Genomic DNA, 25218 nt, shown 5'->3' on the forward strand with positions numbered 1-25218 from the left:
CGCTGTTGCGGCGGATCCTGCGGCCGTTGCTCGACCCGTATCGACGTTACCGCCACGCACGAACGATCCACGCGGTGCGGGTCGCGCTGGGGTTGCTGGCGACGATCCTGCTGACCACCGGCATCAATCTGCCCCACGGCGAGTGGGCGTCGGTGACCATGCTGGTGGTGATCGGTGGTTTGCAGCATCACGGCAACATCGGCAAGAAAGCTGCCGAGCGCGCCATCGGCACCTTGATCGGAGCCGGCGTCGGCCTGGTGTTGGTAGCGCAGCAGGCGTGGCTGGGCATGCCATGGCTAACCTATTTCGCCATGGCGGTGGTCTGCGGATTTTTCTCGTATCACGCCATCGGCAAGGGCGGCTACACCGCCCTGCTCTCGGCCATTACCGTTTTCATCGTCGCCGGGCATGGCGACAACCCGATCACCGACGGGCTGTGGCGCGGGGTCGATATCCTGATCGGCATCGCCCTGGCCCTGGCCTTTTCCTTTGCGTTGCCGCTGTACGCGGTTTATTCGTGGCGCTACAACCTGGCCGACGCGCTGCGAGATTGCGCCACCGTGTACGGAAGGATCATCGGCGGCCAGCCGGTGACGGCCGACGAACACTTGAAGTTGATGAGTCGGCTGAACGCGGTGATGGTGCAATTGCGTTCGCTGATGCCGTCGGTGTCCAAGGAAGTCAAAGTCTCGATGACCGAACTGGACGCGATCCAGCGCAACCTGCGCATGTGCATCAGCACTCTGGAGATCCTCGGCAACATCCGCCCGGACGCTAACGACCCCGACGCCATGGCGCACCTGCAAGCGGCGCTCAAGGCTGAACACCGGCATATTCGCGTGCAATTGATCGGCATGGCCCGAGCGTTGAAAACCGGTGCGTCCGGTCGATTGGGACGTCCGGTAGAGTTGCCGGACGCCAGCCTCGACACCCTGGTCTACAGCCCGCTGGATGGCTACCGTTTGTTGACCCGGCAACTGGCGGCGAACATCGGCGAGATGCGCCAGCGCCTGGCGAAGACTGCGCCGCGCTGGAACATCTGAGACTTATTTTTCGATGTAACAAACTCGACATCATCTCTACAATGCGCTTCCACAACGGACGTGGATGGATGCATCAATGCAGTTCAGGAAGAATATCAATGCCCTGCGGGCGCTCGCCGTGCTATCGGTGGTGCTCTATCACTTTGCTATTCAGGGATTCGGCGGCGGATTTGCGGGCGTAGACGTGTTCTTCGTCATCTCCGGCTTCCTGATGACCGGCATCATCTTCACGGGCCTGGAACAGCAGCGCTTTTCGCTGTTGGGGTTTTACGCATCGAGAGCCCGACGCATCATCCCGGCGCTGTTGGTGGTGTGCATTGCCCTGCTGCTCTTCGGTTTCATCTTTCTGCCGCTGGATGACTTTCGCGACGTCATCAGAACGATCAAAAGCAGCCTGCTGTTCAGTTCCAACTTCATGTTCGCCAAGGGTGGCAGCTACTTCGACGCGCCGCTGCACGAGAACTGGTTGTTGCACACCTGGTCACTGTCAGTCGAATGGCAGTTCTACATGCTGTACCCCTTGCTTCTGATGGCGCTGCACAGATACCTGGGCCCGCAAAAAACCCGCTACAGCTTGTTGATGCTGGCCGCAGCGTCTTTCGCCGCGTCAGTCGTCATGACCCGCTCGAACCCGGTGTTTGCCTTCTACATGCTGCCGACCCGCGCCTGGGAATTGATTGCCGGCGGCCTGGTGTTTCTCTTTCCCTTGCAACTGAGCAAGCGCAACGGCTCTATCGCTGAAGGCGTGGGGCTGCTGGCCATTTTGGGCAGTGTGTCGGGTTTTTCGGAACAGGATCTGTGGCCGGGTTACCTGGCGCTTTTACCGGTGTTGGGCACGGTACTGGTGATCTACGGTAATACCCGATCGGTCTTCAGCACGTTCAAGCCACTGCAATTGACCGGCACCATTTCCTACTCGGCTTATCTGTGGCATTGGCCGCTGGTAGTTCTTCTCTACACTTGCGGCCTGCTCGATAGCTGGCCACATGTCTGGGGGGCGGTGGCGTTGTCATTTGTTCTAGGGGCCGGGTCGTATTATCTGGTGGAATCCAGGGTCAAGCCGATGACCTCAGTGCGCGGCACGCTCTTGAAGTTTGCATCGTGGGTGATCGGGGCGGTTGTCGTGTCCGCCGCGACGGCATCGCTGGTCAAGGAACACCCGACACTTCGCTTCGCCTTTGTCGACCTCGGGCAACCCGAGTACACCAGCAAGCTCTATACCCAGGAATGTAATCCGAATGCGTACGACGCCGCTGATTGCAAACTGGGCAACGGCGAAGTGTCAGTCATTCTGTTTGGCGACAGCCATGCGCAATCCACCGCCGCTGCCGTGCAGATGGATAATCCGCAGGCAGCCCTGTCGTGGTCCCTGGGCGGCTGCCCGACATTACAGAACTTCCAGATGCACGACAAAAAGCTCGAGCATAAATGTCAGGCGTTCAATCACGAAAAACTGCAGGTACTGAAGAATTCATACGCGGGAATTCCAGTGGTGCTGCTCAGCAGAGCGGCGCTGTATGCCGATCCGAGCCGTAACAACAGCTATCGGATTCGCTTTCCCGATCGCCAGAAAATGTCTTTCAGCGAGGCCTACGTTGCTGAATACGCGAACACTGTGTGCGCCATTGCCGAAAACCATCCGGTTTACATCGTCAAACCGATCCCGGAGATGCCGTTCAGCGTCTATAAGGGTCTGAATTTGCACCAACGCATCTTTGGCGACACCGCCGATATTTCCGTTCCGTTGCAGGATTACGAGCAACGCAACCGAATCGCCAACAATGCCATCGGAACCGTGGCGAAACGGTGCAATGCACAGGTACTGGACCCTACCCCGCTGCTTTGCCCGGATGGCAATTGCATGGGGTCAAAGCAAGGTGTGCCACTTTATTTCGACGATAACCATCTGGTTGATGCCGGCAATCAACTACTGAGAGGACTGTTCAAAGCCGCGGTCAAGGAGATCTGAATTCACTGAGCGACCAGACGACGGGACTTCAATCCCCAGCCCTGTTGCATGCCAGCAGCAGCCAGCAAAATCGCCGCCACGCCGATCCATTGCAGGGTTTGCAGTTGGTGCCCGAAGGCGAACCAGTCGACGAAAATCGCCGCAATCGGGTAGATGAACGACAGCGCGCCGGTCAATGCGGTCGGGAGTTTCTGGATCGCGCCGTAGAGCAACACGTACATCAGACCGGTGTGGACAATGCCCAGCGTCACCAGGCTGGCCCAGGCACTCGGTGCCTCGGGCATTGCTGAAAAATGGGCGAACGGCGCGAGCAGCAAAACGCCGGTGCAGACCTGGATCAGCGCGATGAGGTGCGGTGGCGTGCCGGTCAGGCGCTTGATGATCAACGCGGCGATGGCGTACAGAAACGCCGCTCCCAGTGCCAGTGCAATGCCCGTCAGGTAATCACTTCCGTCCTCGCCCTGCCCGCCGTGGGCACTGACGATGGCCAGCATCCCCATGAAAGAAATCGCCAGCCAGAACAGCTTTTGCAGGGTGATTTTTTCGCCCAGAAACAGCGCCGCCAAACCCACCAACATGAACGGCTGCACGTTGTAGACCGCTGTGCCAATGGCAATCGAGGCGCGGGAATAAGAGGCGAACAGCAACACCCAGTTGCCGACGATTGCGACCCCGCTGAGCACCGCCAGCAGGAATGTGGTGCGGGTCAGGAAGCCTGGGCGCAGAAAGCCGAACGCGGCGCAGATCAGCAGCAAGGCCCCGGCACCGAACACACAGCGCCAGAACACCACGTCCAGCACCGGTTGCCCGGACACCAGCACGAACCAGCCGATCGTCCCGGATATCAGCATGGCGGCGGTCATTTCGAATGAGCCGCGACGGATTGTGTTGTCCATCTTCAATCTCCTGGGTATTTGGCGAAAGCGTGGCAAAAGTATGCCAATTGCTCGCGGGGCTTCTCCAGCGCAAAAAGCAGGCTAAAATCGATTTCTACCTTTTTTATCAAGGGTGGTTTCCGTCAATCGCCTAATGCGGAGTTTTGAATGACCGACGACATTGACCAGGTCCTGATCGGGGCATTGATGGAGGACTCGCGGCGCTCGCTCAAAGCGCTGGCGCAAATCAGCGGGTTGTCCTCACCCAGCGTGGCCGAGCGCTTGCGCCGTCTGGAAGAGCGTGGCGTGCTCAAGGGCTACACCGTGGAGATCGACCCCAAATGCTTCGGCTATCAGTTGCAGGCCATTGTTCGTGTGCGGCCATTGCCGGGGCAATTGCAGGAAGTCGAGCGGCAGATCCTGTCGATTCCCGAGTTCACCGAATGCGACAAGGTCACTGGCGAAGATTGTTTCATCGCTCGTCTGCATGTGCGGTCGATGGAGCAGCTGGATACCTTGCTCGACCGGCTGAATACGCTGGCGGAAACCAATACTGCGATCGTCAAGAAGACCCCGGTGAAACGTCGATTGCCGCCAATGGCCTGAGCGGCGTAAATTGAGTTTTTCCGGCGAAGGATTGGCGGTATGAGAGTTCAGGCAATGATGCTGACGGTGTTGATGCTGACTGGGTGCGGGACGGTGCAGACCGTGGCGTTCAGTGACAAGCATTCAACGGAGCAGTTGAAAGCGAACAAAAGCTACTGCGGCGCTGTACCGCGTATCTACAGCGGCGTGACCTATGACTTCTGCATGCTGCACGCCGAAAAGCCGGATGACGTCGACGCGTTCAATTACAAGAACGCGACGCCGGGCCTGCTGGTCGATGCGGCCGTGTCGGGAGTGCTCGATACATTGCTGCTGCCCTACACAATCTACAAGCAACAGGCCGATGGCAGCATCGTGATCAATTGATCGCCTGCTCTCTTTTTCGCAGGCAACAAAAAACCCGCTTTCGCGGGTTTTCTGTTTATTGCGGTGCAGCGATCAGTCGTCGCGGCTCATGATGCCGAAGATCTGCAACAGGCTGACGAACAGGTTGTAGATCGATACATACAGGCTGATGGTCGCCATGATGTAGTTGCGCTCGCCGCCGTGGATGATGGCGCTGGTCTGGAACAGGATGCAGACCGACGAGAACAGCACGAAACCTGCGCTGATCGCCAGTTGCAGGCCGCTGATCTGGAAGAACATGCTCGCCAGCGTCGCGCCCAGCAGGACGAAGAAACCGGCGGTGATGAAGCCACCGAGGAAGCTCATGTCCTTGCGGGTGATCAGCACGTAAGCCGACAGACCACCGAACACCAGTGCGGTCATCGCGAACGCCGAGCTGACGACTTCAGCGCCGCCCTGCATGCCCAGATAACGGTTGAGGATCGGGCCGAGCAGGAACCCCATGAAACCGGTCAGGGCAAACGCCGACACCAGGCCCCAGGCGGAATCACGAAGCTTGTTGGTGAGGAAGAACAGCCCGTAGAAACCGATCAGCACCACGAAAATGTTCGGGTAGCCGACCCGCATCTGCTGAGCCACGAACGCCATCACACCGCTGAATGCGAGGGTGAGCGCCAGTAGACCGTAAGTGTTGCGCAGGACGCGGCTAACCTCTAGCTGCTCAGCCTGCACGCTGTTGTGAACTGCGTAATCCTGTTCGCGCATGGCGACACTCCTGTTGGTTTGAAACGTTCAGTCGCAAAGATCATAACAGACGCTCTGTAACAAGCCATGCACAGAGTTTGACAGTGTGTTTCATTCAGGTATTATGGCGCCCGCAACGCAACGGAGGTGTGGCCGAGTGGTTTAAGGCAACGGTCTTGAAAACCGTCGACTGTAACAGGTCCATGAGTTCGAATCCCATCGCCTCCGCCATATTTGATACGACAAAGCCCTGATTATTCAGGGCTTTGTCGTTTCTGCCGTTTTGAAAAATTTGCGTCATTCAGGAAGTGTTCCAAAACTATTCTGGACGTGTTCCATAACTAGCAGCTTTTCACTCCCTTCTCCGGCGTCCTGCCGAACATAAAACACTCTTCATATAACACGGTCCTACGCTGGGCTCTTTCACGGAGGAACCCGCGATGTCCAACTCTGATCTGCTCCCTTCCCTGCTCTACAAAATCAACGAGAACCAACTGGCCCTCGAAGCCGCCATCATGGAGCTCACCCTTTGGGTTGAGCAGCACGGATTTGCTGAAGTCGGGGAAAACGTTCGCGTGTCACTGGCGCAATCGATCGGAATGAGGAATTCATCAAGATGACCCTGGCCGTGTTGATGACGCCCGAACGATAGGTACAACAGGTCGAGGCAACTTCCCGGCCTGATAAAAAGGAGCCTTCGTGACGTTATCCCGAGCGAGTTTCGCGACACCCCGGCCGGCAATGTGCGAATCTCGGCGTCCGAACATGCGGCGAACAATATTCTCTGGCCCAAGCTGTTGAAGGTGCTGCCCGACTACCCCGACATCAAAGTCGAAATCACCGTCGACTACGCCCTCTCCGACATCGTTGCGCAACGCTATGACGCCGGAGTTCGCTTGGGTGAACAGGTGGCTAAAGACATGATCGCCGTTCCCATCGGGCCATCGTTGCGCATCGCCGTCGTGGGCTCGCCCCAATACTTCAAGGATCGCCCGATTCCAAAGGAACCGGGCGATCTGGCTTCACACAACCGACGGCAGTCTGATCCGGATACTGGAAGACTGGTGCCAACCCTTTGCCGGCTATCATCTTTATTATCCGAACCGGCGTGAGCACTCATCCGCGTTTGGGGTTGTGGTGGATGCACTTGTCCATAAGGATTGAATTGTCACTGTCGAATGCCGGTAAATTCACATTTCCGGCAAATCTTTGCTCCGGCGCGAAGGGTGCCTTAGGCATCAACCGTCGCGATGACCGAGCAGTGCATCCGGAATCGAAGGGAAGAAAGTCACGCCAATGAAGGAAGCGGATTGTGGACCGCTATCAAAATTGCAGACCGGAAACAAACAAGGGCTTGCATCAGCTTTCGCCCGCAAACCCTTGATTCAAGATGGTGCCCGAAGCCGGAATCGAACCGGCACGCCCTTACGAGCGGGGGATTTTAAGTCCCATGCGTCTACCAGTTTCGCCATTCGGGCGGTAGCGCGGTGCTTCTTTACTCTGATGACGATTCACAATCCTGACAGGATTTGCACCTCGGCAGCCGAGGGGGAAATATATACATCACTTCCCGGTGAATCAAGTTTGCAATCGCCGTTTGAAAGACTAAATCTTTCGGCGCGATGCCAATAAAAAAGCTCCGTAAATCATGGATCTACGGAGCTTGTTTATAGTGGAGGCCGAGGTCGGAATCGAACCGGCGTAGGCGGATTTGCAATCCGCTGCATAACCATTTTGCTACTCGGCCTCAAAACATTTGCTGTCAGTAGCGCAACAACAAACGTTGTACAAACTTGGAGCGGGAAACGAGACTCGAACTCGCGACCCCGACCTTGGCAAGGTCGTGCTCTACCAACTGAGCTATTCCCGCTTGGTGTGGCGCATTCTATAGATTCCAGATGCCCCGTCAACCCTTTGATTCAAAAAAGTTTTATTTCTTTTCAACATCGGTCTTCAGATGTGGCCAGGCAGCGCGAAGGTATTGAACCATCGACCACAAGGTCAGGCCTGCCGATACCATCAACAACGCATAACCCAGCAATACCCAGAAGCTGAAATCCTTTGGATTGGCCAGCAGGATGACCAGCGCGAGCATCTGCGCGGCGGTTTTCCATTTGCCCAGGTTCGAGACAGCCACATGGGCGCGAGCGCCAAGCTCCGCCATCCACTCACGCAGTGCCGAAACCACAATTTCGCGTCCGATGATGACTGCCGCCGGCAGTGTCAGCCACAAGTTGCCATGTTCTTGCACGAGCAAGACCAGTGCGACGGCCACCATCAGCTTGTCGGCAACCGGATCGAGAAAGGCTCCAAACGGAGTGCTTTGCTCCAGACGCCGCGCGAGGTAACCATCCAGCCAGTCCGTGGCCGCCGCGAAGGCAAACACCGAACTTGAGGCCAGATAACTCCACTGGTATGGCAAGTAGAACAACAGAATGAAGATCGGGATGAGCAGGACGCGGAGAACGGTAATCAGATTAGGGATATTCATCGGCACAACTGGCTACGAGGTGAATGGGCATTCTACTCACTATGCAGGTTTGCATAAATCGACTCTGCTAGCTTTTTGCTGATCCCCGGTGCTTTGGCGATCTCTTCGATGCTTGCACGAGACAGCTCCTGCAATCCACCAAAATGTTTCAACAAGTCCCGACGTCGGGTCGGCCCGACGCCCGCAACGCCCTCCAGCGTCGACGTGCGGCGGGTCTTGCCGCGCCGTGCACGGTGGCCGGTGATCGCAAAGCGGTGGGCTTCGTCACGAATCTGCTGGATCAGATGCAGCGCCGGCGAATCACCCCGCAAGGTGAACTCATTTGCTGCATCATTCAGATACAAAGTCTCGAATCCGGCCTTGCGTGTTGCGCCCTTCGCAACGCCCAGCAGAATCAGATCCGGGACGGCCAATTCATTCAGCACATCACGCGCCATCGATAACTGACCTTTACCGCCGTCGACCAAAAGAATATCCGGCAACTTGCCCTCTCCATCCTTCAGCTTGCTGAAGCGCCGGGTCAAGGCCTGATGCATCGCTGCGTAATCGTCGCCAGCCGTTACGCCTTCAATGTTGTAGCGGCGATAATCCGACTTGATTGGCCCTTCCGGCCCGAACACCACACAGGATGCGACTGTGGCCTCACCACTGGAATGGCTAATGTCATAACACTCCAGCCGTTGCGGCGGCTCATCGAGGTTCAACACTTCTGCCAACGCCTCGAAACGCGCGGCGACGTGCTGTCGGTTGGCCAGCCGGGCGCCCAGCGCCTGCTCGGCATTGGTAACGGCCAATTGCTGCCAGCGCGCCCGCGTGCCGCGCACCCGATGACTGATACTTAATTCACGACCACGCAGTTCGTGGATGGCTTCAATCAGCGCAGGAAAGTCCTCGTGCACGACGTTGACAATCAGCTCACTCGGCAGATCGCGCTCCGGGCTGCTGATGAAGTACTGACCCAGAAACGCTGCCATGACCTCGGCAACGTCTTCTTCGATTCCCACCTGCGGGAAGAAGTTCTTGCTGCCCAGGACACGCCCGCCCCGCACACTGATCAAGTGCACACAGGCGCCGCCAGGATTGACGAAGGCGGCGATCACATCAATGTCGCCCGTGCCGCCTTCCATGCTCTGCTGGTCCTGAACCCGCCGCAGCAATGCAACCTGGTCGCGCAGTTCGGCGGCGCGCTCAAACTCGAGATTGATCGCGGCCTCCTCCATCGCCGTGGACAGCTCATTGGTCAGTGCATGACTGCGCCCTTCGAGGAACATCACGGAGTGACGCACGTCTTCAGCGTAAACCTCAGGCTCGACCAGCCCGACACAAGGTGCCTTGCAGCGCTTGATCTGATATTGGAGGCACGGCCGGGTCCGGTTCTTGTAGTAACTGTCCTCGCACTGACGCACGAAAAACGTCTTCTGCAGAAGGCTGAGACTTTCGCGAATTGCTCCGGCACTGGGATACGGGCCGAAATACTTGCCCTTGGCCTTTTTCGCACCGCGGTGAATGCTCAGGCGCGGAAACTGCCCGTCAGACAGAAAGACATAGGGATAGGATTTATCGTCGCGCAACAGGATGTTGTACGGCGGCCGCCACTCCTTGATCAGGGTTTGCTCGAGCAGCAGCGCCTCTGTTTCGTTGGACGTGATGGTTGTTTCTACTTGAGCGATACGCCCAACCAAAGCTGCTGTTTTCGGCGCCAGACCTGTTTTGCGAAAATAACTGGCCAGGCGCTTCTTGAGGTTCTTGGCCTTACCGACATACAACAGACGCGCATCGCTGTCGAACATGCGATACACGCCTGGGCGCCCGCTGACGGTCGACAGAAAGGCGCTGGAATCGAAAACGTCAGTCATGATCAGAGGCTGGCATCGACCATGCCGTGGCGAACCGCCAGAAGCGTGAGCTCGACATCGCTGCTGATCGAGAGCTTCTCGAAAATGCGGTAACGGTAGGTGTTCACGGTTTTCGGTGACAGACACAACTTGTCAGAAATGATCTGAACCTTCTGACAGCCAACAATCATCAGCGCAATCTGGATTTCTCGTTCCGACAAGGCATCGAACGGTGAATCGTTGGTCGGCTGAAAGGATTTGATCGCCAATTGTTGGGCAATCTGCGGGCTGATGTAGCGCTGGCCGGCAAACACCAGGCGAATGGCCTGAACCATTTCCGGCAATCCGGCGCCCTTGGTCAGATACCCTGCCGCACCGGCCTGCAACAACCGTGTAGGAAACGGATCTTCTTCACACACGGTGACCGCGACCACTTTGATGTCGGGATGACTGCGCAATAGTTTACGCGTGGCTTCCAGACCGCCGATGCCCGGCATCTTGACGTCCATCAGCACCACATCGGGCTTCAACTCACGAGCCTTGATGAGGGATTCTTCCCCGGACTCGGCCTGGCCTACCACCTGCAAGCCATCGATATCGGCCAGCATCCGTGTAATGCCTGTACGAACGAGATCATGGTCGTCGACCACTAGCACCCTAATCAAGCAGACACCTCGCGATATGGTCTTATTGGGATGCCGGACACCTTAGCAAAAAGTGCCGGGCAGACCTAGCGGCAAGCGACATATAAAAAGTTTCAATTCTTCATCGAGGGCTTGCCAGCCGTGGGTTTCAGAGCACAGGTGTACTGAAATCGAGCTGCATTCGCAGGAAACACTCGTCCTCGCCCTGCACAAACATTCCTTTTTTTCGATACAGGTTTTGCGCCGGATTGTTTTTGAACACCGTCAAGCGCAACGCCAGGCGACGCTCCAGCCGAGCCATCGCAACAACCTGATCGATCGCCCAGGATCCCGCGCCCCGGCCTTGAGCACTTTCGACGATCTGCAATTCGCGGATATACACAGCCCGAGCATCTCGACTCAGACTGAAATAGCCCAACAATTCGCCTTCACAAAGGATCAACCAGTTTTCGCGCCCCGCCCAGGCAACATCAAACGCCTCGTCCTGCCACAGCAACTCATAGTGAATGTAGTAGCGGAGCATGTTTCGGCAAGTCAGTTCTCGTACAAACGACAGGTCGGCGGACGTTGCCTGGCGCAACTCAAAACTCATTCCTGCCTCGATCTTCTTCAAGTTCATGCCCCTTCCTTGAGCACACGTTCAGAAAGTAGAGTGTGTCACACCTTGGCGGGCGCTCAACCATAGAGTCTCTCTCGTGCGTTCGATAGCAATTTCTGATTGCTGACGCGCAGCCGCCTCTAGTAAGCTCGGCGCATTCTTTGGAGACAGCTCATGTTCAACACCCTCTCACAGCTTCGTACCGCCAGCGCATCGCGCTCGGTTGCGGCTGCCCGGGTAAACGGCGTCTGTGCTGCTCCAGCAAGCTTTTATTTTGGGTATTGGTTTAGCCACTGGCGCGCCTGATACCCAACCGGCGCCCATTTGAACGGGTCGCCTACCAGAGATTTCTCAACCCCCGGTCGGCCTCCCGACCGGGGGTTTTGTTTTTTCAGGCCCGAACTTTTTAAGCAATACACCAGACACTTTGAGGACTCAGCAAATGAACTACGCCACTTATTACCGTTACGACAGTTTTACCGCCTGGCGATTTACCAGCCTCCGCTCGGGACAGCCTGCCGCCTCCGATCGGTCACCCACAGGTGGCAAGCCAACACACGTAGCCAATCCGGCCAATTGTCGAACACCCCAATAGGGCCGAGTGAGCGGGAAGCCCCCGCCCTCCGCCCAGGAAGACCGAATATGAACTCGTCCGTTTCTGCTCTGCCACTGTCCACTCTGAACCCTGCCAACGAAGCATTGACCCTGCGTCTGCCGAGTTCGCTGCAACTCAAACAGCAATTGCCCCTGAGCAATACGCTGAACCAGCAAGTCGTCGCCCACCGCCAAGCGGTCCGCGCGATTCTCGATGGCCATGATCCGCGCTTGCTGGTGATCGTCGGCCCCTGCTCGATTCACGACCCTGAGTCCGCGCTTGAATACGCCAGCAAACTCTCGCGCCTGGCCGAAGAAGTCCGTGATGACATGTTGCTGGTGATGCGCGCTTACGTCGAAAAGCCCCGAACCACCGTCGGCTGGAAAGGCCTTGCCTACGACCCTCATCTGGATGGTAGCGACGACATGGCCGCCGGACTGACGTTATCACGCGAACTGATGCTGGAAATGATCAACCTCGGACTGCCAATTGCCACCGAACTGCTGCAGCCAATGGCAGCCGGATACTTCGATGACTTGCTGAGCTGGGTCGCCATTGGCGCCCGCACCACCGAATCACAGATCCATCGTGAAATGGCCAGCGGGCTGAGCATGCCGGTCGGTTTCAAGAATGGGACGGACGGCGGCGTGGCCATCGCTGTCGACGCGATGCGATCGGCAGCCCATCCTCATCGCCACTTCGGTGTCGACAGCCAGGGTCACCCGGCAATCATTCAGACACCGGGCAATCCGGATACGCATCTGGTGCTGCGTGGCGGCCACCAAGGACCAAACTACGATCGCGAAAGCGTTTCCCGAATCGAAACCGAGCTGACTCGCCTGAAAATTCCCGGCAGGATCATGGTCGATTGCAGTCATGCCAACAGCGGCAAGGATCCTCTCCGCCAGCCTGCCGTGTTCAACGAAGTGCTGGGGCAACGCCTGCAGGGCAATCGTTCACTGATCGGCATGATGCTCGAGTCGCACCTGTTCGAAGGATGCCAACCGTTGAGCGACTCGTTGCGATACGGCGTGTCCGTCACCGACGGCTGCCTTGGATTCGACGCCACCAGTCATTTGCTGCTGAATGCCGCGCACCGTCTGCGCAAACAGACATCGGTCTGATAATGAATACACCCTCCGGGCACCGCTTGCCCGGAGGGTGGGTCACGCTCACGACAATCGAATCACGCCTGAATGCGCAACAACGTCACCCCGGATTCTTGACTGACATCGTCCAGCCGTTCAACCGAATAGGATAGTTGCACAACGGTATCCGCGTGCTCGCGCCAGAATCGGTAGGGCACGATGAAGACCAAAGGCTGCATGGCCATACCTTTGATGATTTCGCGGTCATCCCGGTGGAAGAACGACTCACCGTCGCATTTGAGATAAACCAGCTCGCCCTCCTCCACCCTTGCATCAGTGATCAGCACGCTGACACCGTCGACGCTATCCTGCACGTCGAGCACCCCGTCATTGGCCTCAAGGACCTGCGGGGCCATTAACTCGCCTCGTGCCAGAGGAGCAATATCAACTCGCGCAACACCTGACTCGCGGACGGCTCCGCTTTTCTGCTCGATACAATAGCTGACCACCACCTCACCACCGAGATGCGGAGCAATGAACTCGGGGGCAATCCCCAGCACCAGAGGATGGCCGACAGCAAAGCACTCGACATTCAGAACATCTCGAAAAGATGCCTCTGTCGAGGAGCCTTGCCAGCTCAATTCCACTCGATCACCCGCGCACATCCCGGCATAAGGCTGAAGGGTGACAGTGGTTCCATCAGTCACGCGAGCAGGATCGAGGCTGCCACCAACGGCATCGTTGATGACGACCGGCAAAAGACTGAAGCGGACGTCGCCCACATCCAGTTTCGTGCGCATGGAAACCAAAGACTCTGATCGCCTGGCGCTGGTCAATGTCCAGAAGACTTCAAGCGAACCACCGTCCAGCGCAACAATGTGGGCGTCCCGAACGACAAGAACGATCTCCTTGCCCAACTGACCTTCACTGACAAATCGAATGACTTCGTGACGATAGGGCAAGCCCTCGATATCGAAACCGTGCCAACTCAACACCACCCTGTCGCCGCTCGCCATTTCAGGATAGGGCGCAATCCTGATGACTACCTTGCTCAGGGACGGGTCAATGACCCCGCTCAAAACAGAATCAAACATGGGTGCGGGTAACAACGAAACAGCCGACTCACCCCCTCGACAGCGCTCCAATGACCGAACACCTTCAACCTCCAACCAATTGCCCTGATCTTGCGAAACCATCGTCCTTGCGTCACTCACTCGTCACCTCTCCATTCCCTGGGAAAAACGCCGCCAACTCACCGCGTCGAAGAAGTTCCATTTAATGCGTTTCTTCACCCATCCGATGTCAGCTCAGCTCCTCGCGAGCCGAGGCTAAACGCACTAAATGAAGTAGGCAAAAAGGGGAAAAACACTGGCGACGAGTCAGAAGCTCTCCAAATGTTCCGAAGTGGATTTCATTTAAAGACGAAGTTTCATACGCACATTGATCCAGATTCCAACAAGCGATGGTGACTATTCAGGCATCCCGGGACTCTCGACTGTTTTAGAGTGGCACGCAGACAACATCGATGATCTTCTGCGATCAAGGACGAAAAATGCTACGAAATGCGACTACTCTTCATCCCATTCTGCTGGTGCATGGCCTGTTCGGATTCGAGCGCATTGGCCCTTTCGAACTGTTCCACGACGTCAAACAAGCGCTCAAAGCCATCGGTGCGCAGGTGTTTGTGCCGCACCTGTCAGCAATCCATGACAACGAAGCACGAGGTGAACAATTGCTTTTGCAGATCGACTCAGTGCTGAGAGGCACAGGCGTGAGCAAAGTCAACCTGATCGGTCATAGTCAAGGCGCACTCGCAGCTCGGTACGCTGCAGCGCTTGCCCCACACAGCGTTGCCTCCGTAACGTCGGTCAGTGGCCCCAACCACGGCTCGGAACTTGCCGACTTTCTGCGCAAGGCACTGATCCCGGGACGGCTGCCGGAGGCCGTGGCACAGAATGTGGCGACTCTGTTTTCTGACTTTCTGGCGCAGATCAGCGGCACCCGACTGCCACGCAATGCAGTGGCTGCGCTTGGCGCGCTGACAACTGAAGGTGTCGGCAGCTTCAACGACAAATACCCGCAGGGCTTGCCCAAAACCTGGGGCGGTCACGGTGCCGAGCAGGTGAACGGTGTTCGCTATTACTCGTGGAGTGGCGTGGTGCCAGAATTCGACGTTCCGCCAGCCGATCCAACTCATGGCATCTGCCGCGCCCTGTCGGAATATTTCATTACAGAGCCCGAACAAAACGACGGTTTCGTCGGTCGCTTCAGCTCCCATCTGGGCACCGTGATTCGTTCCGATTATCCTCTCGATCATCTGGGCAGTCTGCGTCGGGCCGTCGGCCAGATTCCTGCGGCGAGCGACTCGATCGCGCTCTACGTTGAACACGCCTTACGCCTGCAAGCAGCTAATCTCTAGCGGCCGGCACCAGACAGATGAATGGAACTTTGCCGAGAAATCAGCCACTGAATCCGGTAGGCTCCCCCCTTTACTGATTTGATTGGAGAGTTTCCCCATGGCTAAAGCCACTGCCCGCCACATCCTGGTTTCCAGCGAAGCCAAGTGCAACGAACTCAAGGCCCAGATCGAAGGCGGCGCCGACTTCGCCGAAGTGGCCAAGGCCAACTCCACCTGCCCGTCCAGCCGTCAGGGCGGCGACCTGGGTTCGTTCGGTCCTGGCCAGATGGTCAAGGAATTCGACACCGTGGTATTCAGCGCGCCGATCAACGTCGTGCAAGGCCCGGTGAAGACCCAGTTTGGCTACCACCTGCTGGAAGTCACCAGCCGTCAGGACTGATCTTCAGCCCGACCTGCTGTGCAACGGCCCGCCTGATGGCGGGCCGTTTTGTTTTGGTTACACCACACCGCTGGCGAACGGCGCGCCGCTCGCGTACAAATTGCGCTTATCGATTACCCGGCTTTAAGGCTGACAATGCGACTGGCTTTCCCGACATTGATGTTCACTGCCGTGACCCTGCTGCTTGGGATCACCGGTGTGGACGCCGCACCCCAGCATGCGATGACCGTCTATGGCGAACCGGCAAAATACCCGCCTGGTTTCAGTCACTTCGATTACACCAACGTCCGGGCGCCCAAGGGTGGGACGATGCGCCGCTCGGCCATCGAGATCGGTCACTTTGACCATGTCCTGCCCTATATCGACAAAGGCATCGGCGTCAGCCAGATCGACGGCCTGCTGTATTCCCCGCTGGCCCAGCGTTCGCTCGACGAACCCTACACCGTATATGGCCTCGTGGCGCAGAAAATGGAACGCTCGGATGACGGCCTGTCGTTGCGCTTCTTTATCAATCCCAAGGCCCGCTTCGCCGATGGCAAGCCGATCACCGCCGAAGACGTGCGCTACACCTATGACTTGCTGATGACCCAGGGCAGCCTGCGTTATCGCACCCAGTTCGCCGACGTCAAAGGCGTCGAAGTGGAAGCCCCGCTCACCGTGCGTTTCGACTTCAAGAGCAACGAAAACCGCACCCTGCCGCTGGACATCGCGACCCTGCCGGTGTTTCCCGAGCATTGGTGGAAGACCCGTGACTTCGCCGGCGGTGGCGGCTATGAACCGCCGCTGGGCAGTGGCCCGTATCGGGTCGGCAAGGTCGACTCAGGGCGCAGCATCACCTTTGAACGCAATCCCGACTGGTGGGGCAAGGACTTGCCAGTCAGCCGTGGCCTCTACAACTTCGATCACTTCAGCATCGAGTACTTCGGCGACACCGACGTCGCCCGCCAGGTCTTGCGTGGTGGCGCCTACGACTACAACCGTGAGTTCTCTGCCACTGGCTATTCCATCGGCTATGACAGCCCGGCCCTGAGCGACGGTCGCCTGCAAAAGGCGCATCTGGCCACCGAGGCGCCGCAGTCGGCCCAGGGCTTCGTGTTCAATCTGCAAAAGCCGATGTTTCAGGATCGCCGCGTTCGCCAGGCATTGGCCATGCTCTGGGATTTCGAGTGGAGCAATCGGCAGATGATGCGCAACATGTACATCCGCCAGCAGAGTTACTTCTCCAACACCGAACTGGCCGCCCGCAAGCTGCCGGATGCCGCCGAGCTGAAGATTCTCGAACCCTTGCGCGGACAGATTCCCGACGAAGTGTTCACCCAGGTCTTCGAGGCCCCGAAGACCGATGGCAGCGGCCTTATCCGCGACAAACAGCTGCAAGCGCTGGAGCTGCTGGAGCAGGCCGGCTGGAAACCTGATGGCGACCAGTTGGTCAACGACCGTGGCGAACCCTTGAGCTTCACCTTCCTGGTCAGCCAGAACGGCATGGATCGCCTGCTGCTGCCATACAAGCGCACGCTGAAGCAGATCGGCATCAACCTCGACATCCGTCGCATCGATTCCTCGCAATACGTCAACCGCCTGATGAGCCGCGACTACGACATGATCGTCACCGGCTACCCGGTCACCACCTCCCCCGGCGGCGAACTGTTGAACTACTTCGGTTCGGCGTCGGCCAACGACCCCGGCGCCAACAACTACATGGTGCTGAAGAACCCGGCGGTCGACACGCTGATCAACGGACTGATCCGAGCTTCGACCCAGGCCGACATGCTGCGTTATGCCCATGCGCTGGATAGGGTGCTGCAATGGAACTACTACTGGATTCCCAACTACTACCCGCCGGGCACGTCCACCGTGTGGTGGAACCGCTTCGGCATTCCCACCGTGCAGGCGAGCAATGACGAAGCGATCGAGAGCTGGTGGGAAATCAGCCGCACGCCACTGACCAACCAGCAGATGACGGCCGAGAAAATCAGCCGTGGCAGACCCGGAGGGCCGCACTGATGTGGGCTTACATACTGCGGCGCCTGCTGCTGATCATCCCTACGCTGGTGATCATTCTGCTGGTCAACTTCGTGATCATCCAGGCCGCGCCGGGTGGTCCGGTGGAACAGGCAATCGCCCACTTGCAAGGCATCGGCGGCGCCAGCGTCGGCGGCGGTGCTAGCGAGACCATGAGCGGCACGTCCCGAGCCAGCCGTGGTCTCGATCCGCAGCTGATCAAGGACATCGAAAAACAGTACGGTTTCGACAAACCGGCCCATGAACGCCTGTGGCTGATGCTCAAGAACTACGCGCAGCTGGATTTCGGCAAGAGCTTCTTCCGTGGCGCCACGGTCACCGACCTGATCCTGCAGAAAATGCCGGTGACCATTTCCCTCGGGCTGTGGGCGACGCTGATCACCTATCTGGTGTCGATCCCGCTGGGCATCCGCAAAGCAGTGCACCACGGCAGTCATTTCGATATCTGGAGCAGCACGGCGATCATCATCGGCTACGCCATGCCGGCATTCCTGTTCGCGATGTTCCTGATCGTGGTGTTTGCCGGCGGCACTTCGTTGAACTGGTTTCCGGTGCGCGGGCTGGTGTCCGACAACTTCGAATCCCTGTCGACGCTGGGCAAGATCGCCGACTACTTCTGGCATCTTGTATTGCCAGTCACGGCGCTGGTGATCGGCGGTTTCGCCACCCTGACCATCCTCACCAAGAACTCGTTCCTCAATGAAATCACTCGCCAATACGTGGTCACCGCTCGCGCCAAAGGCCTGAGCGAAAACCGGGTGCTCTATGGACATGTGTTCCGCAACGCGATGCTGCTGGTGGTGTCGGGCATTCCCCAGGCGTTCATCAGCGTGTTCTTTGCCGGCTCGTTGCTGATCGAAGTGATCTTCTCCCTCGACGGCCTCGGGCGCATGAGCTACGAAGCCGCCGTGTCCCGTGATTACCCGGTGGTGTTCGGTTCGCTGTTCATCTTCACCCTGTTCGGCCTCCTGATAAAACTGATCGGCGACCTGTGCTACACGCTGGTCGACCCGCGCATCGACTTCGCCGCGAGGAATGCCTGATGTTCAAGCTCTCGCCTCTGGGCCGTCGCCGCTTCGAACGCTTCAAGAAAAACCGCCGGGGCTGGTGGTCGCTGTGGTTGTTCATTGGTCTGTTCGTGATCAGTCTCGGTGGTGAGTTGATCGCCAACGACAAGCCGCTGATCGTCAGTTATCAGGGCCAATGGTACTTCCCGGTGTTCAAGCGCCACACCGAACAGGAGTTCGGCGGACAACTGCCGTTCCAGGCCGATTACCGCAGCGATTACGTGCAGAAGCTGATCCGCAAGGACGGTGGCTGGCTGCTGTTTCCGCCGATTCCGTTCAGTGACGACACCCCGAACTATGACCTCAACAAACCGGCACCGAGCCCGCCGACTTCGGTCAACTGGCTGGGCACCGACGATCAGGCGCGCGACGTACTGGCTCGGGTGATCTTCGGCGCGCGGGTGTCGATCCTGTTCGCCCTGATGCTGACCTTCGTCAGCGCCCTGATCGGCATCGCGGCCGGCGCCCTGCAGGGCTATTACGGAGGCTGGGTCGATCTGCTGGGCCAGCGTTTGCTGGAGGTCTGGTCGGGGTTGCCGGTGCTTTACCTGCTGATCATTCTTTCGGGATTCGTCGAGCCGAACTTCTGGTGGCTGCTGGGGATCATGGCGCTGTTTTCCTGGCTGGCGCTGGTGGACGTGGTGCGGGCCGAGTTTCTGCGCGGTCGCAACCTCGAGTACGTCAAGGCTGCCCGGGCCCTGGGTTTGAGCGATCGCAAAGTGATTGTCCGGCACATCCTGCCCAACGCGATGAACGCGACCTTAAGCTACCTGCCCTTCATTCTGACCGGAGCGATTTCGACCCTGACCGCACTGGACTTCCTCGGTTTCGGCATGCCCGCCGGCAGCGCGTCGCTGGGTGAGTTGATCGGTCAGGGCAAACAGAACCTGCAAGCGCCGTGGCTCGGCTTGACCGCGTTTTTCACCCTGGCGCTGATTCTTTCCCTGTTGGTATTCATCGGCGAAGCGCTGCGCGATGCCTTTGACCCGCGCTCATGAACGGACCTTTGACATGACTGACAACCTGATCGAAATCCGTGACCTCAGCGTTGCCTTCCATGGCCAGACCGTGGTGCGCAACCTGTGCCTGGACATCCGCCCCGGCGAGTGCCTGGCCTTGGTCGGCGAGTCGGGCTCGGGCAAATCGGTGACGGCGCATTCGATCCTGCAATTGCTCCCCGAATGCGATGCCCGGACCACCGGCAGCATCCGTTATCGCGGCCAGGAACTGGTCGGCGCCGATCCCAAGACCCTGCGCGACCTGCGGGGCAACCGCATCGCCATGATTTTCCAGGAGCCGATGACCTCGCTCAATCCGTTGCACACGATTGAAAAGCAGATCGGCGAAACCCTGCTGCTGCACCGTGGCCTCGGCGGCAAAGAGGCTCAGGCGCGGATCCTCGAGCTGCTCGAACTGGTGGGCATCCAGAAGCCGAAAGAACGACTGAAGGCTTATCCGCATCAACTGTCCGGCGGCCAGCGCCAACGGGTAATGATCGCAATGGCCCTGGCCTGCGAACCTGAATTGCTGATCGCCGACGAACCAACCACAGCCCTCGATGTGACAGTGCAGCGCAAGATCCTGCTACTGCTCAAGTCCCTGCAACGACGCCTGGGCATGTCGCTGCTGCTGATCAGCCATGACCTCAATCTGGTGCGCAGCATCGCCCAACGGGTGTGCGTGATGAAGGCCGGCGAGATCGTCGAGCAGGCGCCGTGCGAAACCCTGTTCACCGAACCGAAACACCCTTACAGCTGCGTGTTGCTCAACGCTGAACCGGAAGGCGAAGCGCTGCCCCGGGACGAACGCGAGAACGTGCTGGAAGTCGATGACCTGCGGGTTGATTTCACGGTCGGCGGCGGGCTGTTCCAGCGCAAGCAATACCTGCGCGCGGTGGACGGCATCAGCCTGAACATCCAGCGCGGCAAGACGCTGGGCATCGTCGGCGAGTCCGGCTCGGGCAAGTCCACCCTCGGCCAGGCGATCCTGCGGCTGCTCGACTCCAAGGGCAGCATTCGCTTCCAGGGCACGGCACTCGACGGTCTCGACCAGAAGCAGATGCGACCGTGGCGTCGGCAGATGCAGGTTGTGTTCCAGGACCCGTTCGGCAGCCTCAGCCCGCGCATGTCGGTGGCGCAGATCATCAGTGAAGGGCTGGAGGTGCATTGCCAGTCCACCGCCGACGAGTGCGACGACCAGGTGATCCGCGTGCTCAAGGAAGTCGGGCTCGACCCCGAAAGCCGCCATCGTTATCCCCATGAGTTCTCCGGTGGCCAGCGCCAGCGCATTGCCATCGCCCGGGCACTGGTGCTCAAACCGGCGCTGATCCTGTTGGACGAGCCAACCTCCGCACTGGATCGCACCGTGCAGAAACAAGTGGTGGCCCTGCTCCGCCAGCTTCAGGAAAAACACGGTCTGACCTATCTGTTCATCAGCCACGATCTGGCCGTCGTGCGGGCGCTAGCCCACGACATGATCGTGATCAAGGACGGCAAGGTGGTCGAAAGCGGCGCCAGCCATGACGTGTTCGATTCACCGCAGCATCCCTATACCAAAGAGCTGTTGGCCGCGGCGCATCCGGGATAGGCATAATCGCGCCACCTGACTTCCGCCAATGGACGCCGCCATGAACACCACCGAAAGCCTCAAGGATTACCAACGGGTTCGCACCCTGGCGATCCGTTCGTTGTTCGAGATCATCGAGCAATCCAGTGAAGGCACGGTGATTGTCGACCGCGACGCGAACATCGTCTGGATGAACGAGCGCTATGCCCGGCGCTTCGGGCTCGACTCCGCCGCCGGCGCCATCGGCAAGCCTTGCGAAAGCGTGATCCCCGGCAGTCTGCTGCGCGAAGTGGTGCGCACCGGGCGGCCGATTCTGCTGGACATGCAGGACACGCCGAAAGAACCGCTGGTGGTGATGCGCCTGCCGATTCATGACGACGCCGGGGCGGTGATCGGCGCCATCGGTTTTGCCCTGTTCGACGAATTGCGCACCCTGTCGCCGATGCTCAAGCGCTACCTGAGCATGCAGGAAGAGCTGGCCTCCACCCGTTCTCTGCTGCGCGCCCGGCAGAGCAAATACAACTTCGCCCACTTCATCGGCACCAGCGCTGCCAGCCTGGAGGTCAAGCGCCGTGCCCGCCGCAGCGCCAGCGCCGAGTCGCCGGTTCTGTTGCTGGGCGAGACCGGCAGCGGCAAAGAGTTACTGGCGCAGGCCATCCACGGCGCTTCACCTCGGGCGCACAAAGCCTTCGTCAGCATCAACAGCGCGGCGATTCCCGAGGCGTTGCTTGAAGCCGAGTTCTTCGGCACCGCGCCGGGTGCCTTCACCGGTGCCGATCGCAAGGGTCGCACCGGCAAGTTGCAGATCGCTCAGGGCGGGACGCTGTTTCTCGACGAGATCGGTGACATGCCGCTGCCGCTGCAGAGCAAATTGCTGCGGGTGTTGCAGGAAAAGGAATTCGAGCCCGTAGGCTCCAACGACGTGATCCAGAGCGATGTGCGGGTGATTGCCGCGACCTCGACGGATCTGGAAGCGGCGATCAAGCGTGGTGAATTCCGCGCCGATTTGTACTACCGGCTCAACGTGCTGCCGATTCAAGTGCCGCCGTTGCGGGAACGGCTGGACGATCTGCCGGCGCTCAGTGAGGCGATTCTGGAGGAGTTGCGCAGTCAGCACGAACTCAATCGTGAAGCGTTGGAGTTGCTGGGGCAGCACGCCTGGCCGGGGAATATCCGCGAGTTGCGCAATGTGCTGGAGCGGGCTGCGTTGCTCAGTGATGACTTGATGCTGACGGCGGATGACATTCGTGCGGCGATTGGCACGTTTACACCGGTTGAACGAACGCTGGTGCCTGTGTCAGAGCCAACAATAAACGAGACCTTTAGTCAGGCCCGCGAGCGGTTTGACCGGCAGTTGATTCAATCCACCCTCGCGCAATGTGGGGGCAAGGTGATTGAAGCGGCTGAGCGGCTCGGACTTGGTCGGTCGACGTTATACAAGAAGATGATTGCGCTCGGGATCGCAGAGTCTCAGTAAAGAGACACAATTCTCCATAGAGGGACAACATCAAAAGCTTCGCGAGCAAGCTCGCTCCCACAGGAGATATGGGTACCCATGTGGGAGCGGGCTTGCCCGCGAAAGCGTCCTCACAGCCATAGAAGTCTCAAAACAGAGACAAAACCCCGAAAACCACCACCAAACATCAAATTAATTCCTTTTATTTCAACAACTTAAGCATCTGGCACAGATCTCGCTATAGCGCTCCTCACACCCGTTCCACCCACAAAAATAACAATCGAAGGAGCACACCATGAGTGTGATCATCGCCTTGGCGGCCCTCGCGCTGCTGATGCTTGCGGCCTACCGTGGCTACAGCGTTATCCTTTTTGCCCCGATCGCCGCCCTCGGCGCCGTCCTGCTCACCGACCCGTCCGCCGTCGCCCCTGCTTTCACCGGGGTGTTCATGGAGAAGATGGTCGGTTTCATCAAACTCTACTTTCCCGTGTTCCTGCTCGGCGCCGTGTTCGGCAAGCTGATCGAGCTGTCGGGGTTTTCGCGCTCGATTGTTGCCGCAGCGATTCGTCTGCTCGGCACGCGCCAGGCGATGCTGGTGATCGTGCTGGTCTGCGCCCTGCTCACCTACGGCGGTGTTTCGCTGTTCGTCGTGGTGTTCGCGGTCTACCCGTTCGCAGCGGAAATGTTCCGCCAGAGCAACATCCCCAAGCGCCTGATCCCGGCGACCATCGCCCTCGGCGCGTTCTCGTTCACCATGGACGCCCTGCCCGGCACGCCGCAGATCCAGAACATCATCCCCAGCACCTTCTTCAACACCACCGCATGGGCGGCGCCGTGGCTGGGAGTGATCGGCACGATTTTCGTGTTCTGCGCCGGCATGCTGTTCTTGCAGCGCCAGCGCAACAAGGCTCAGCGCGCTGGCGAAGGCTACGGCACCGAGTTGCGCAACGAGCCGGAAACCGCCGAAGACCTGAAACTGCCCAACCCGTGGATTGCCCTGTCGCCGCTGCTGGCGGTGGGCATCATGAACCTGCTGTTCACCCAGTGGATTCCGCAGTGGTACGGCAAGACCCACAGCCTCGCACTGCCGGGCATGGCCGCGCCGGTTACCACCGAAATCGCCAAACTCACCGCAATCTGGGCGGTGCAGGCAGCCCTGTTGGTCGGCATCCTGATGGTGCTGGCATTCGGTTTTAAAGCGATCAAAAGCAAGCTCGCCGAAGGCAGCAAAAGCGCGGTCAGCGGTGCACTGCTGGCGGCGATGAACACCGCGTCGGAATACGGTTTCGGCGCAGTCATCGCTTCGCTGCCAGGTTTCCTGGTGCTGGCCGACTGGCTCAAAAGCATTCCCAATCCGCTGGTCAACGAAGCGATCACCGTGACCTTGCTGGCCGGCATCACCGGCTCCGCTTCGGGCGGCATGAGCATCGCGCTGGCAGCGATGTCCGAACAATTCATCAGCGCCGCCCACGCCGCCAACATTCCACTGGAAGTGCTGCACCGGGTGGCCGCGATGGCCAGCGGCGGCATGGACACCCTTCCGCACAACGGCGCGGTGATCACCCTGCTCGCCGTCACCGGCCTGACTCATCGTGAGGCCTATAAGGACATTTTCTGTATTACGCTGATCAAGACCCTGGCGGTTTTCGTGGTGATCGGCACTTTCTACGCCACTGGCATTGTGTGAGGTATTGATGACGACTCTTTCTGGCAAGACCGCACTGGTTACCGGCTCCACCAGCGGCATCGGGCTGGGCATCGCCCTGACGCTGGCCAAGGCCGGCGCCAACTTGATCCTCAACGGTTTTGGCGATGCTTCAAAGGTGATTGCGGAAGTCGAACAGTTTGGCGGCAAGGTCGGCCATCACCCGGCAGACGTCAGCGATCCGGCGCAGATCGCCGACATGATCGCCTACGCCGAGCGCGAGTTCGGCGGCGTGGACATTCTGGTCAACAACGCGGGTATCCAGCACGTCGCAGCGGTGGAAGAATTTCCGGTGGAGCGCTGGGATTCGATCATCGCGATCAACCTGTCGTCGGTGTTTCACAGCACGCGCCTGAGCCTGCCGGGTATGCGCACCAAAGGCTGGGGGCGGATCGTCAACATTGCATCGGTGCACGGCCTGGTCGGTTCCACCGGCAAGGCGGCGTATGTGGCGGCCAAGCATGGGGTGATCGGACTGACCAAGGTGGTCGGCCTGGAAACCGCCGCCAGCAACGTCACCTGTAACGCGATCTGTCCGGGCTGGGTGCTGACGCCGTTGGTGCAGAAACAGATCGACGATCGCGCGGCCAAGGGTGTCGACCCGCAGCAGGCGCAACATGATCTGCTGGCAGAGAAACAGCCGTCGCTGGAGTTCGTCACCCCGGCGCATCTGGGTGAACTGGTGCTGTTTCTGTGCAGCGAGGCCGGCAGCCAGGTGCGTGGCGCAGCGTGGAATATCGATGGCGGGTGGCTCGCGCAGTAAGCTCCCACA

At 58.8% G+C, this 25218-nt stretch carries 21 protein-coding genes, 4 tRNA genes and 2 pseudogenes; 17 read left to right on the forward strand and 10 right to left on the reverse strand.

Annotated features, from left to right (window positions below; genetic code table 11):
* The first annotated feature begins 2 nt into the window (after positions 1-2).
* Both CAF63_RS06310 and CAF63_RS06315 read left to right on the forward strand, forming a co-directional pair.
* Positions 3-1043 carry an FUSC family protein gene (locus tag CAF63_RS06310; RefSeq protein WP_178081273.1) on the forward strand — a complete coding sequence of 347 codons (1041 nt, stop codon included), beginning with the start codon at positions 3-5 and terminating at the stop codon, positions 1041-1043.
* Between the two features lie 76 nt (positions 1044-1119).
* Entirely contained in the window at positions 1120-3012 is a 1893-nt protein-coding gene (locus CAF63_RS06315) for an acyltransferase family protein (RefSeq protein WP_085683850.1), read from the forward strand.
* Between the two features lie 2 nt (positions 3013-3014).
* Here the strand turns inward: CAF63_RS06315 and CAF63_RS06320 are convergent, their stop codons facing one another.
* Complete coding sequence (locus CAF63_RS06320) at positions 3015-3908, reverse strand: DMT family transporter (protein WP_085683851.1); 894 nt, start codon at positions 3906-3908, stop codon at positions 3015-3017.
* 147 nt (positions 3909-4055) lie between these two features.
* Here CAF63_RS06320 and CAF63_RS06325 point away from each other — a divergent pair, with 147 nt between their 5' ends.
* Positions 4056-4493 carry an Lrp/AsnC family transcriptional regulator gene (locus CAF63_RS06325; protein WP_085683852.1) on the forward strand — a complete coding sequence of 146 codons (438 nt, stop codon included), beginning with the start codon at positions 4056-4058 and terminating at the stop codon, positions 4491-4493.
* A gap of 39 nt (positions 4494-4532) precedes the next feature.
* Entirely contained in the window at positions 4533-4859 is a 327-nt protein-coding gene (locus CAF63_RS06330; RefSeq protein WP_085683853.1) for a YceK/YidQ family lipoprotein, read from the forward strand.
* A gap of 72 nt (positions 4860-4931) precedes the next feature.
* On the opposite strand, the gene CAF63_RS06335 is transcribed toward CAF63_RS06330, so the two are convergent.
* Positions 4932-5603, reverse strand: a complete 672-nt coding sequence (locus CAF63_RS06335) for a Bax inhibitor-1/YccA family protein (RefSeq protein WP_007955123.1) — start codon at positions 5601-5603, stop codon at positions 4932-4934.
* Positions 5604-5725: 122 nt separating this feature from the next.
* Between CAF63_RS06335 and CAF63_RS06340 the strand changes: the two genes are divergently transcribed.
* The 3 genes and pseudogenes from CAF63_RS06340 to CAF63_RS06350 form a co-directional block, all read left to right on the forward strand.
* Positions 5726-5813, forward strand: a tRNA-Ser gene (locus CAF63_RS06340).
* A 209-nt stretch (positions 5814-6022) separates the two neighbouring features.
* Positions 6023-6234, forward strand: a pseudogene (locus CAF63_RS06345) (hypothetical protein).
* 61 nt (positions 6235-6295) lie between these two features.
* Positions 6296-6746 (forward strand): annotated as a pseudogene (locus CAF63_RS06350) (LysR substrate-binding domain-containing protein); the annotation flags it as partial.
* 227 nt (positions 6747-6973) lie between these two features.
* Here the strand turns inward: CAF63_RS06350 and CAF63_RS06355 are convergent.
* The 7 genes from CAF63_RS06355 to CAF63_RS06385 form a co-directional block, all read right to left on the reverse strand.
* Positions 6974-7060, reverse strand: a tRNA-Leu gene (locus CAF63_RS06355).
* A gap of 195 nt (positions 7061-7255) precedes the next feature.
* Positions 7256-7329: transfer RNA gene (locus CAF63_RS06360), tRNA-Cys, on the reverse strand.
* A 47-nt stretch (positions 7330-7376) separates the two neighbouring features.
* A tRNA-Gly gene (locus CAF63_RS06365) sits at positions 7377-7452 on the reverse strand.
* Positions 7453-7512: 60 nt separating this feature from the next.
* Positions 7513-8073 carry a CDP-diacylglycerol--glycerol-3-phosphate 3-phosphatidyltransferase gene (gene pgsA, locus CAF63_RS06370; protein WP_085683854.1) on the reverse strand — a complete coding sequence of 187 codons (561 nt, stop codon included), beginning with the start codon at positions 8071-8073 and terminating at the stop codon, positions 7513-7515.
* Positions 8074-8105: 32 nt separating this feature from the next.
* Positions 8106-9929 (reverse strand): excinuclease ABC subunit UvrC, encoded by a 1824-nt coding sequence (gene uvrC, locus CAF63_RS06375; protein WP_085683855.1) that lies wholly within the window; start codon positions 9927-9929, stop codon positions 8106-8108.
* A 2-nt stretch (positions 9930-9931) separates the two neighbouring features.
* The gene (uvrY, locus tag CAF63_RS06380; RefSeq protein ID WP_032829778.1) at positions 9932-10573 is read right to left on the reverse strand and encodes a UvrY/SirA/GacA family response regulator transcription factor; all 642 of its coding nucleotides are present in this window, start codon (positions 10571-10573) and stop codon (positions 9932-9934) included.
* Between the two features lie 127 nt (positions 10574-10700).
* A complete protein-coding gene (locus CAF63_RS06385; RefSeq protein ID WP_085683965.1) occupies positions 10701-11144 on the reverse strand; it encodes a GNAT family N-acetyltransferase in 444 nt (147 codons plus the stop codon).
* A gap of 648 nt (positions 11145-11792) precedes the next feature.
* Here CAF63_RS06385 and CAF63_RS06390 point away from each other — a divergent pair.
* A complete protein-coding gene (locus tag CAF63_RS06390; protein WP_085683856.1) occupies positions 11793-12869 on the forward strand; it encodes a 3-deoxy-7-phosphoheptulonate synthase in 1077 nt (358 codons plus the stop codon).
* Between the two features lie 62 nt (positions 12870-12931).
* Here the strand turns inward: CAF63_RS06390 and CAF63_RS06395 are convergent, their stop codons facing one another.
* Positions 12932-14047 carry a hypothetical protein gene (locus tag CAF63_RS06395; protein WP_256574486.1) on the reverse strand — a complete coding sequence of 372 codons (1116 nt, stop codon included), beginning with the start codon at positions 14045-14047 and terminating at the stop codon, positions 12932-12934.
* A 338-nt stretch (positions 14048-14385) separates the two neighbouring features.
* Between CAF63_RS06395 and CAF63_RS06400 the strand changes: the two genes are divergently transcribed.
* The 9 genes from CAF63_RS06400 (at position 14386) to hbdH (ending at position 25209) form a co-directional block, all read left to right on the forward strand.
* A complete protein-coding gene (locus CAF63_RS06400) occupies positions 14386-15252 on the forward strand; it encodes a triacylglycerol lipase (RefSeq protein ID WP_085683857.1) in 867 nt (288 codons plus the stop codon).
* Between the two features lie 97 nt (positions 15253-15349).
* Positions 15350-15631, forward strand: a complete 282-nt coding sequence (locus tag CAF63_RS06405) for a peptidylprolyl isomerase (protein WP_007952068.1) — start codon at positions 15350-15352, stop codon at positions 15629-15631.
* Between the two features lie 135 nt (positions 15632-15766).
* Positions 15767-17635, forward strand: coding sequence for an extracellular solute-binding protein (locus CAF63_RS06410; protein WP_085683858.1), 1869 nt, complete (start codon positions 15767-15769; stop codon positions 17633-17635).
* Positions 17635-18696 carry a microcin C ABC transporter permease YejB gene (locus tag CAF63_RS06415; RefSeq protein ID WP_085683859.1) on the forward strand — a complete coding sequence of 354 codons (1062 nt, stop codon included), beginning with the start codon at positions 17635-17637 and terminating at the stop codon, positions 18694-18696. Before CAF63_RS06410 ends, CAF63_RS06415 begins: the two co-directional genes overlap by 1 nt.
* On the forward strand, positions 18696-19718 hold the full coding sequence (locus tag CAF63_RS06420; RefSeq protein WP_085683860.1) for an ABC transporter permease: 1023 nt from the start codon (positions 18696-18698) through the stop codon (positions 19716-19718). Before CAF63_RS06415 ends, CAF63_RS06420 begins: the two co-directional genes overlap by 1 nt.
* A 13-nt stretch (positions 19719-19731) precedes the next feature.
* Complete coding sequence (locus CAF63_RS06425; protein WP_007952057.1) at positions 19732-21306, forward strand: ABC transporter ATP-binding protein; 1575 nt, start codon at positions 19732-19734, stop codon at positions 21304-21306.
* A 40-nt stretch (positions 21307-21346) separates the two neighbouring features.
* Positions 21347-22762 (forward strand): sigma-54-dependent Fis family transcriptional regulator, encoded by a 1416-nt coding sequence (locus CAF63_RS06430; protein WP_085683861.1) that lies wholly within the window; start codon positions 21347-21349, stop codon positions 22760-22762.
* A 274-nt stretch (positions 22763-23036) separates the two neighbouring features.
* The gene (locus tag CAF63_RS06435; RefSeq protein WP_007952055.1) at positions 23037-24428 is read left to right on the forward strand and encodes a GntP family permease; all 1392 of its coding nucleotides are present in this window, start codon (positions 23037-23039) and stop codon (positions 24426-24428) included.
* A 7-nt stretch (positions 24429-24435) separates the two neighbouring features.
* A complete protein-coding gene (hbdH, locus tag CAF63_RS06440; RefSeq protein ID WP_085683862.1) occupies positions 24436-25209 on the forward strand; it encodes a 3-hydroxybutyrate dehydrogenase in 774 nt (257 codons plus the stop codon).
* Positions 25210-25218 lie beyond the last annotated feature (9 nt).

It is taken from the genome of Pseudomonas sp. B20(2017), from assembly GCF_002113125.1.
Lineage (GTDB): Bacteria > Pseudomonadota > Gammaproteobacteria > Pseudomonadales > Pseudomonadaceae > Aquipseudomonas.

Excerpts from the sequence above, each read along its gene's own strand:
- CAF63_RS06420 (WP_085683860.1), top strand. The coding sequence starts at position 18,696 with ATGTTCAAGCTCTCGCCTCTGGGCCGTCGCCGCTTCGAACGCTTCAAG.
- CAF63_RS06400 (WP_085683857.1), top strand. The coding sequence starts at position 14,386 with ATGCTACGAAATGCGACTACTCTTCATCCCATTCTGCTGGTGCATGGC.
- CAF63_RS06315 (WP_085683850.1), top strand. The coding sequence starts at position 1,120 with ATGCAGTTCAGGAAGAATATCAATGCCCTGCGGGCGCTCGCCGTGCTA.
- CAF63_RS06410 (WP_085683858.1), top strand. The coding sequence starts at position 15,767 with ATGCGACTGGCTTTCCCGACATTGATGTTCACTGCCGTGACCCTGCTG.
- CAF63_RS06405 (WP_007952068.1), top strand. The coding sequence starts at position 15,350 with ATGGCTAAAGCCACTGCCCGCCACATCCTGGTTTCCAGCGAAGCCAAG.
- CAF63_RS06335 (WP_007955123.1), bottom strand. The coding sequence starts at position 5,603 with ATGCGCGAACAGGATTACGCAGTTCACAACAGCGTGCAGGCTGAGCAG.
- CAF63_RS06435 (WP_007952055.1), top strand. The coding sequence starts at position 23,037 with ATGAGTGTGATCATCGCCTTGGCGGCCCTCGCGCTGCTGATGCTTGCG.
- hbdH (WP_085683862.1), top strand. The coding sequence starts at position 24,436 with ATGACGACTCTTTCTGGCAAGACCGCACTGGTTACCGGCTCCACCAGC.
- CAF63_RS06430 (WP_085683861.1), top strand. The coding sequence starts at position 21,347 with ATGAACACCACCGAAAGCCTCAAGGATTACCAACGGGTTCGCACCCTG.
- CAF63_RS06325 (WP_085683852.1), top strand. The coding sequence starts at position 4,056 with ATGACCGACGACATTGACCAGGTCCTGATCGGGGCATTGATGGAGGAC.
- CAF63_RS06320 (WP_085683851.1), bottom strand. The coding sequence starts at position 3,908 with ATGGACAACACAATCCGTCGCGGCTCATTCGAAATGACCGCCGCCATG.
- pgsA (WP_085683854.1), bottom strand. The coding sequence starts at position 8,073 with ATGAATATCCCTAATCTGATTACCGTTCTCCGCGTCCTGCTCATCCCG.
- CAF63_RS06415 (WP_085683859.1), top strand. The coding sequence starts at position 17,635 with ATGTGGGCTTACATACTGCGGCGCCTGCTGCTGATCATCCCTACGCTG.
- CAF63_RS06390 (WP_085683856.1), top strand. The coding sequence starts at position 11,793 with ATGAACTCGTCCGTTTCTGCTCTGCCACTGTCCACTCTGAACCCTGCC.
- CAF63_RS06330 (WP_085683853.1), top strand. The coding sequence starts at position 4,533 with ATGAGAGTTCAGGCAATGATGCTGACGGTGTTGATGCTGACTGGGTGC.
- CAF63_RS06425 (WP_007952057.1), top strand. The coding sequence starts at position 19,732 with ATGACTGACAACCTGATCGAAATCCGTGACCTCAGCGTTGCCTTCCAT.
- uvrC (WP_085683855.1), bottom strand. The coding sequence starts at position 9,929 with ATGACTGACGTTTTCGATTCCAGCGCCTTTCTGTCGACCGTCAGCGGG.
- CAF63_RS06385 (WP_085683965.1), bottom strand. The coding sequence starts at position 11,144 with ATGAGTTTTGAGTTGCGCCAGGCAACGTCCGCCGACCTGTCGTTTGTA.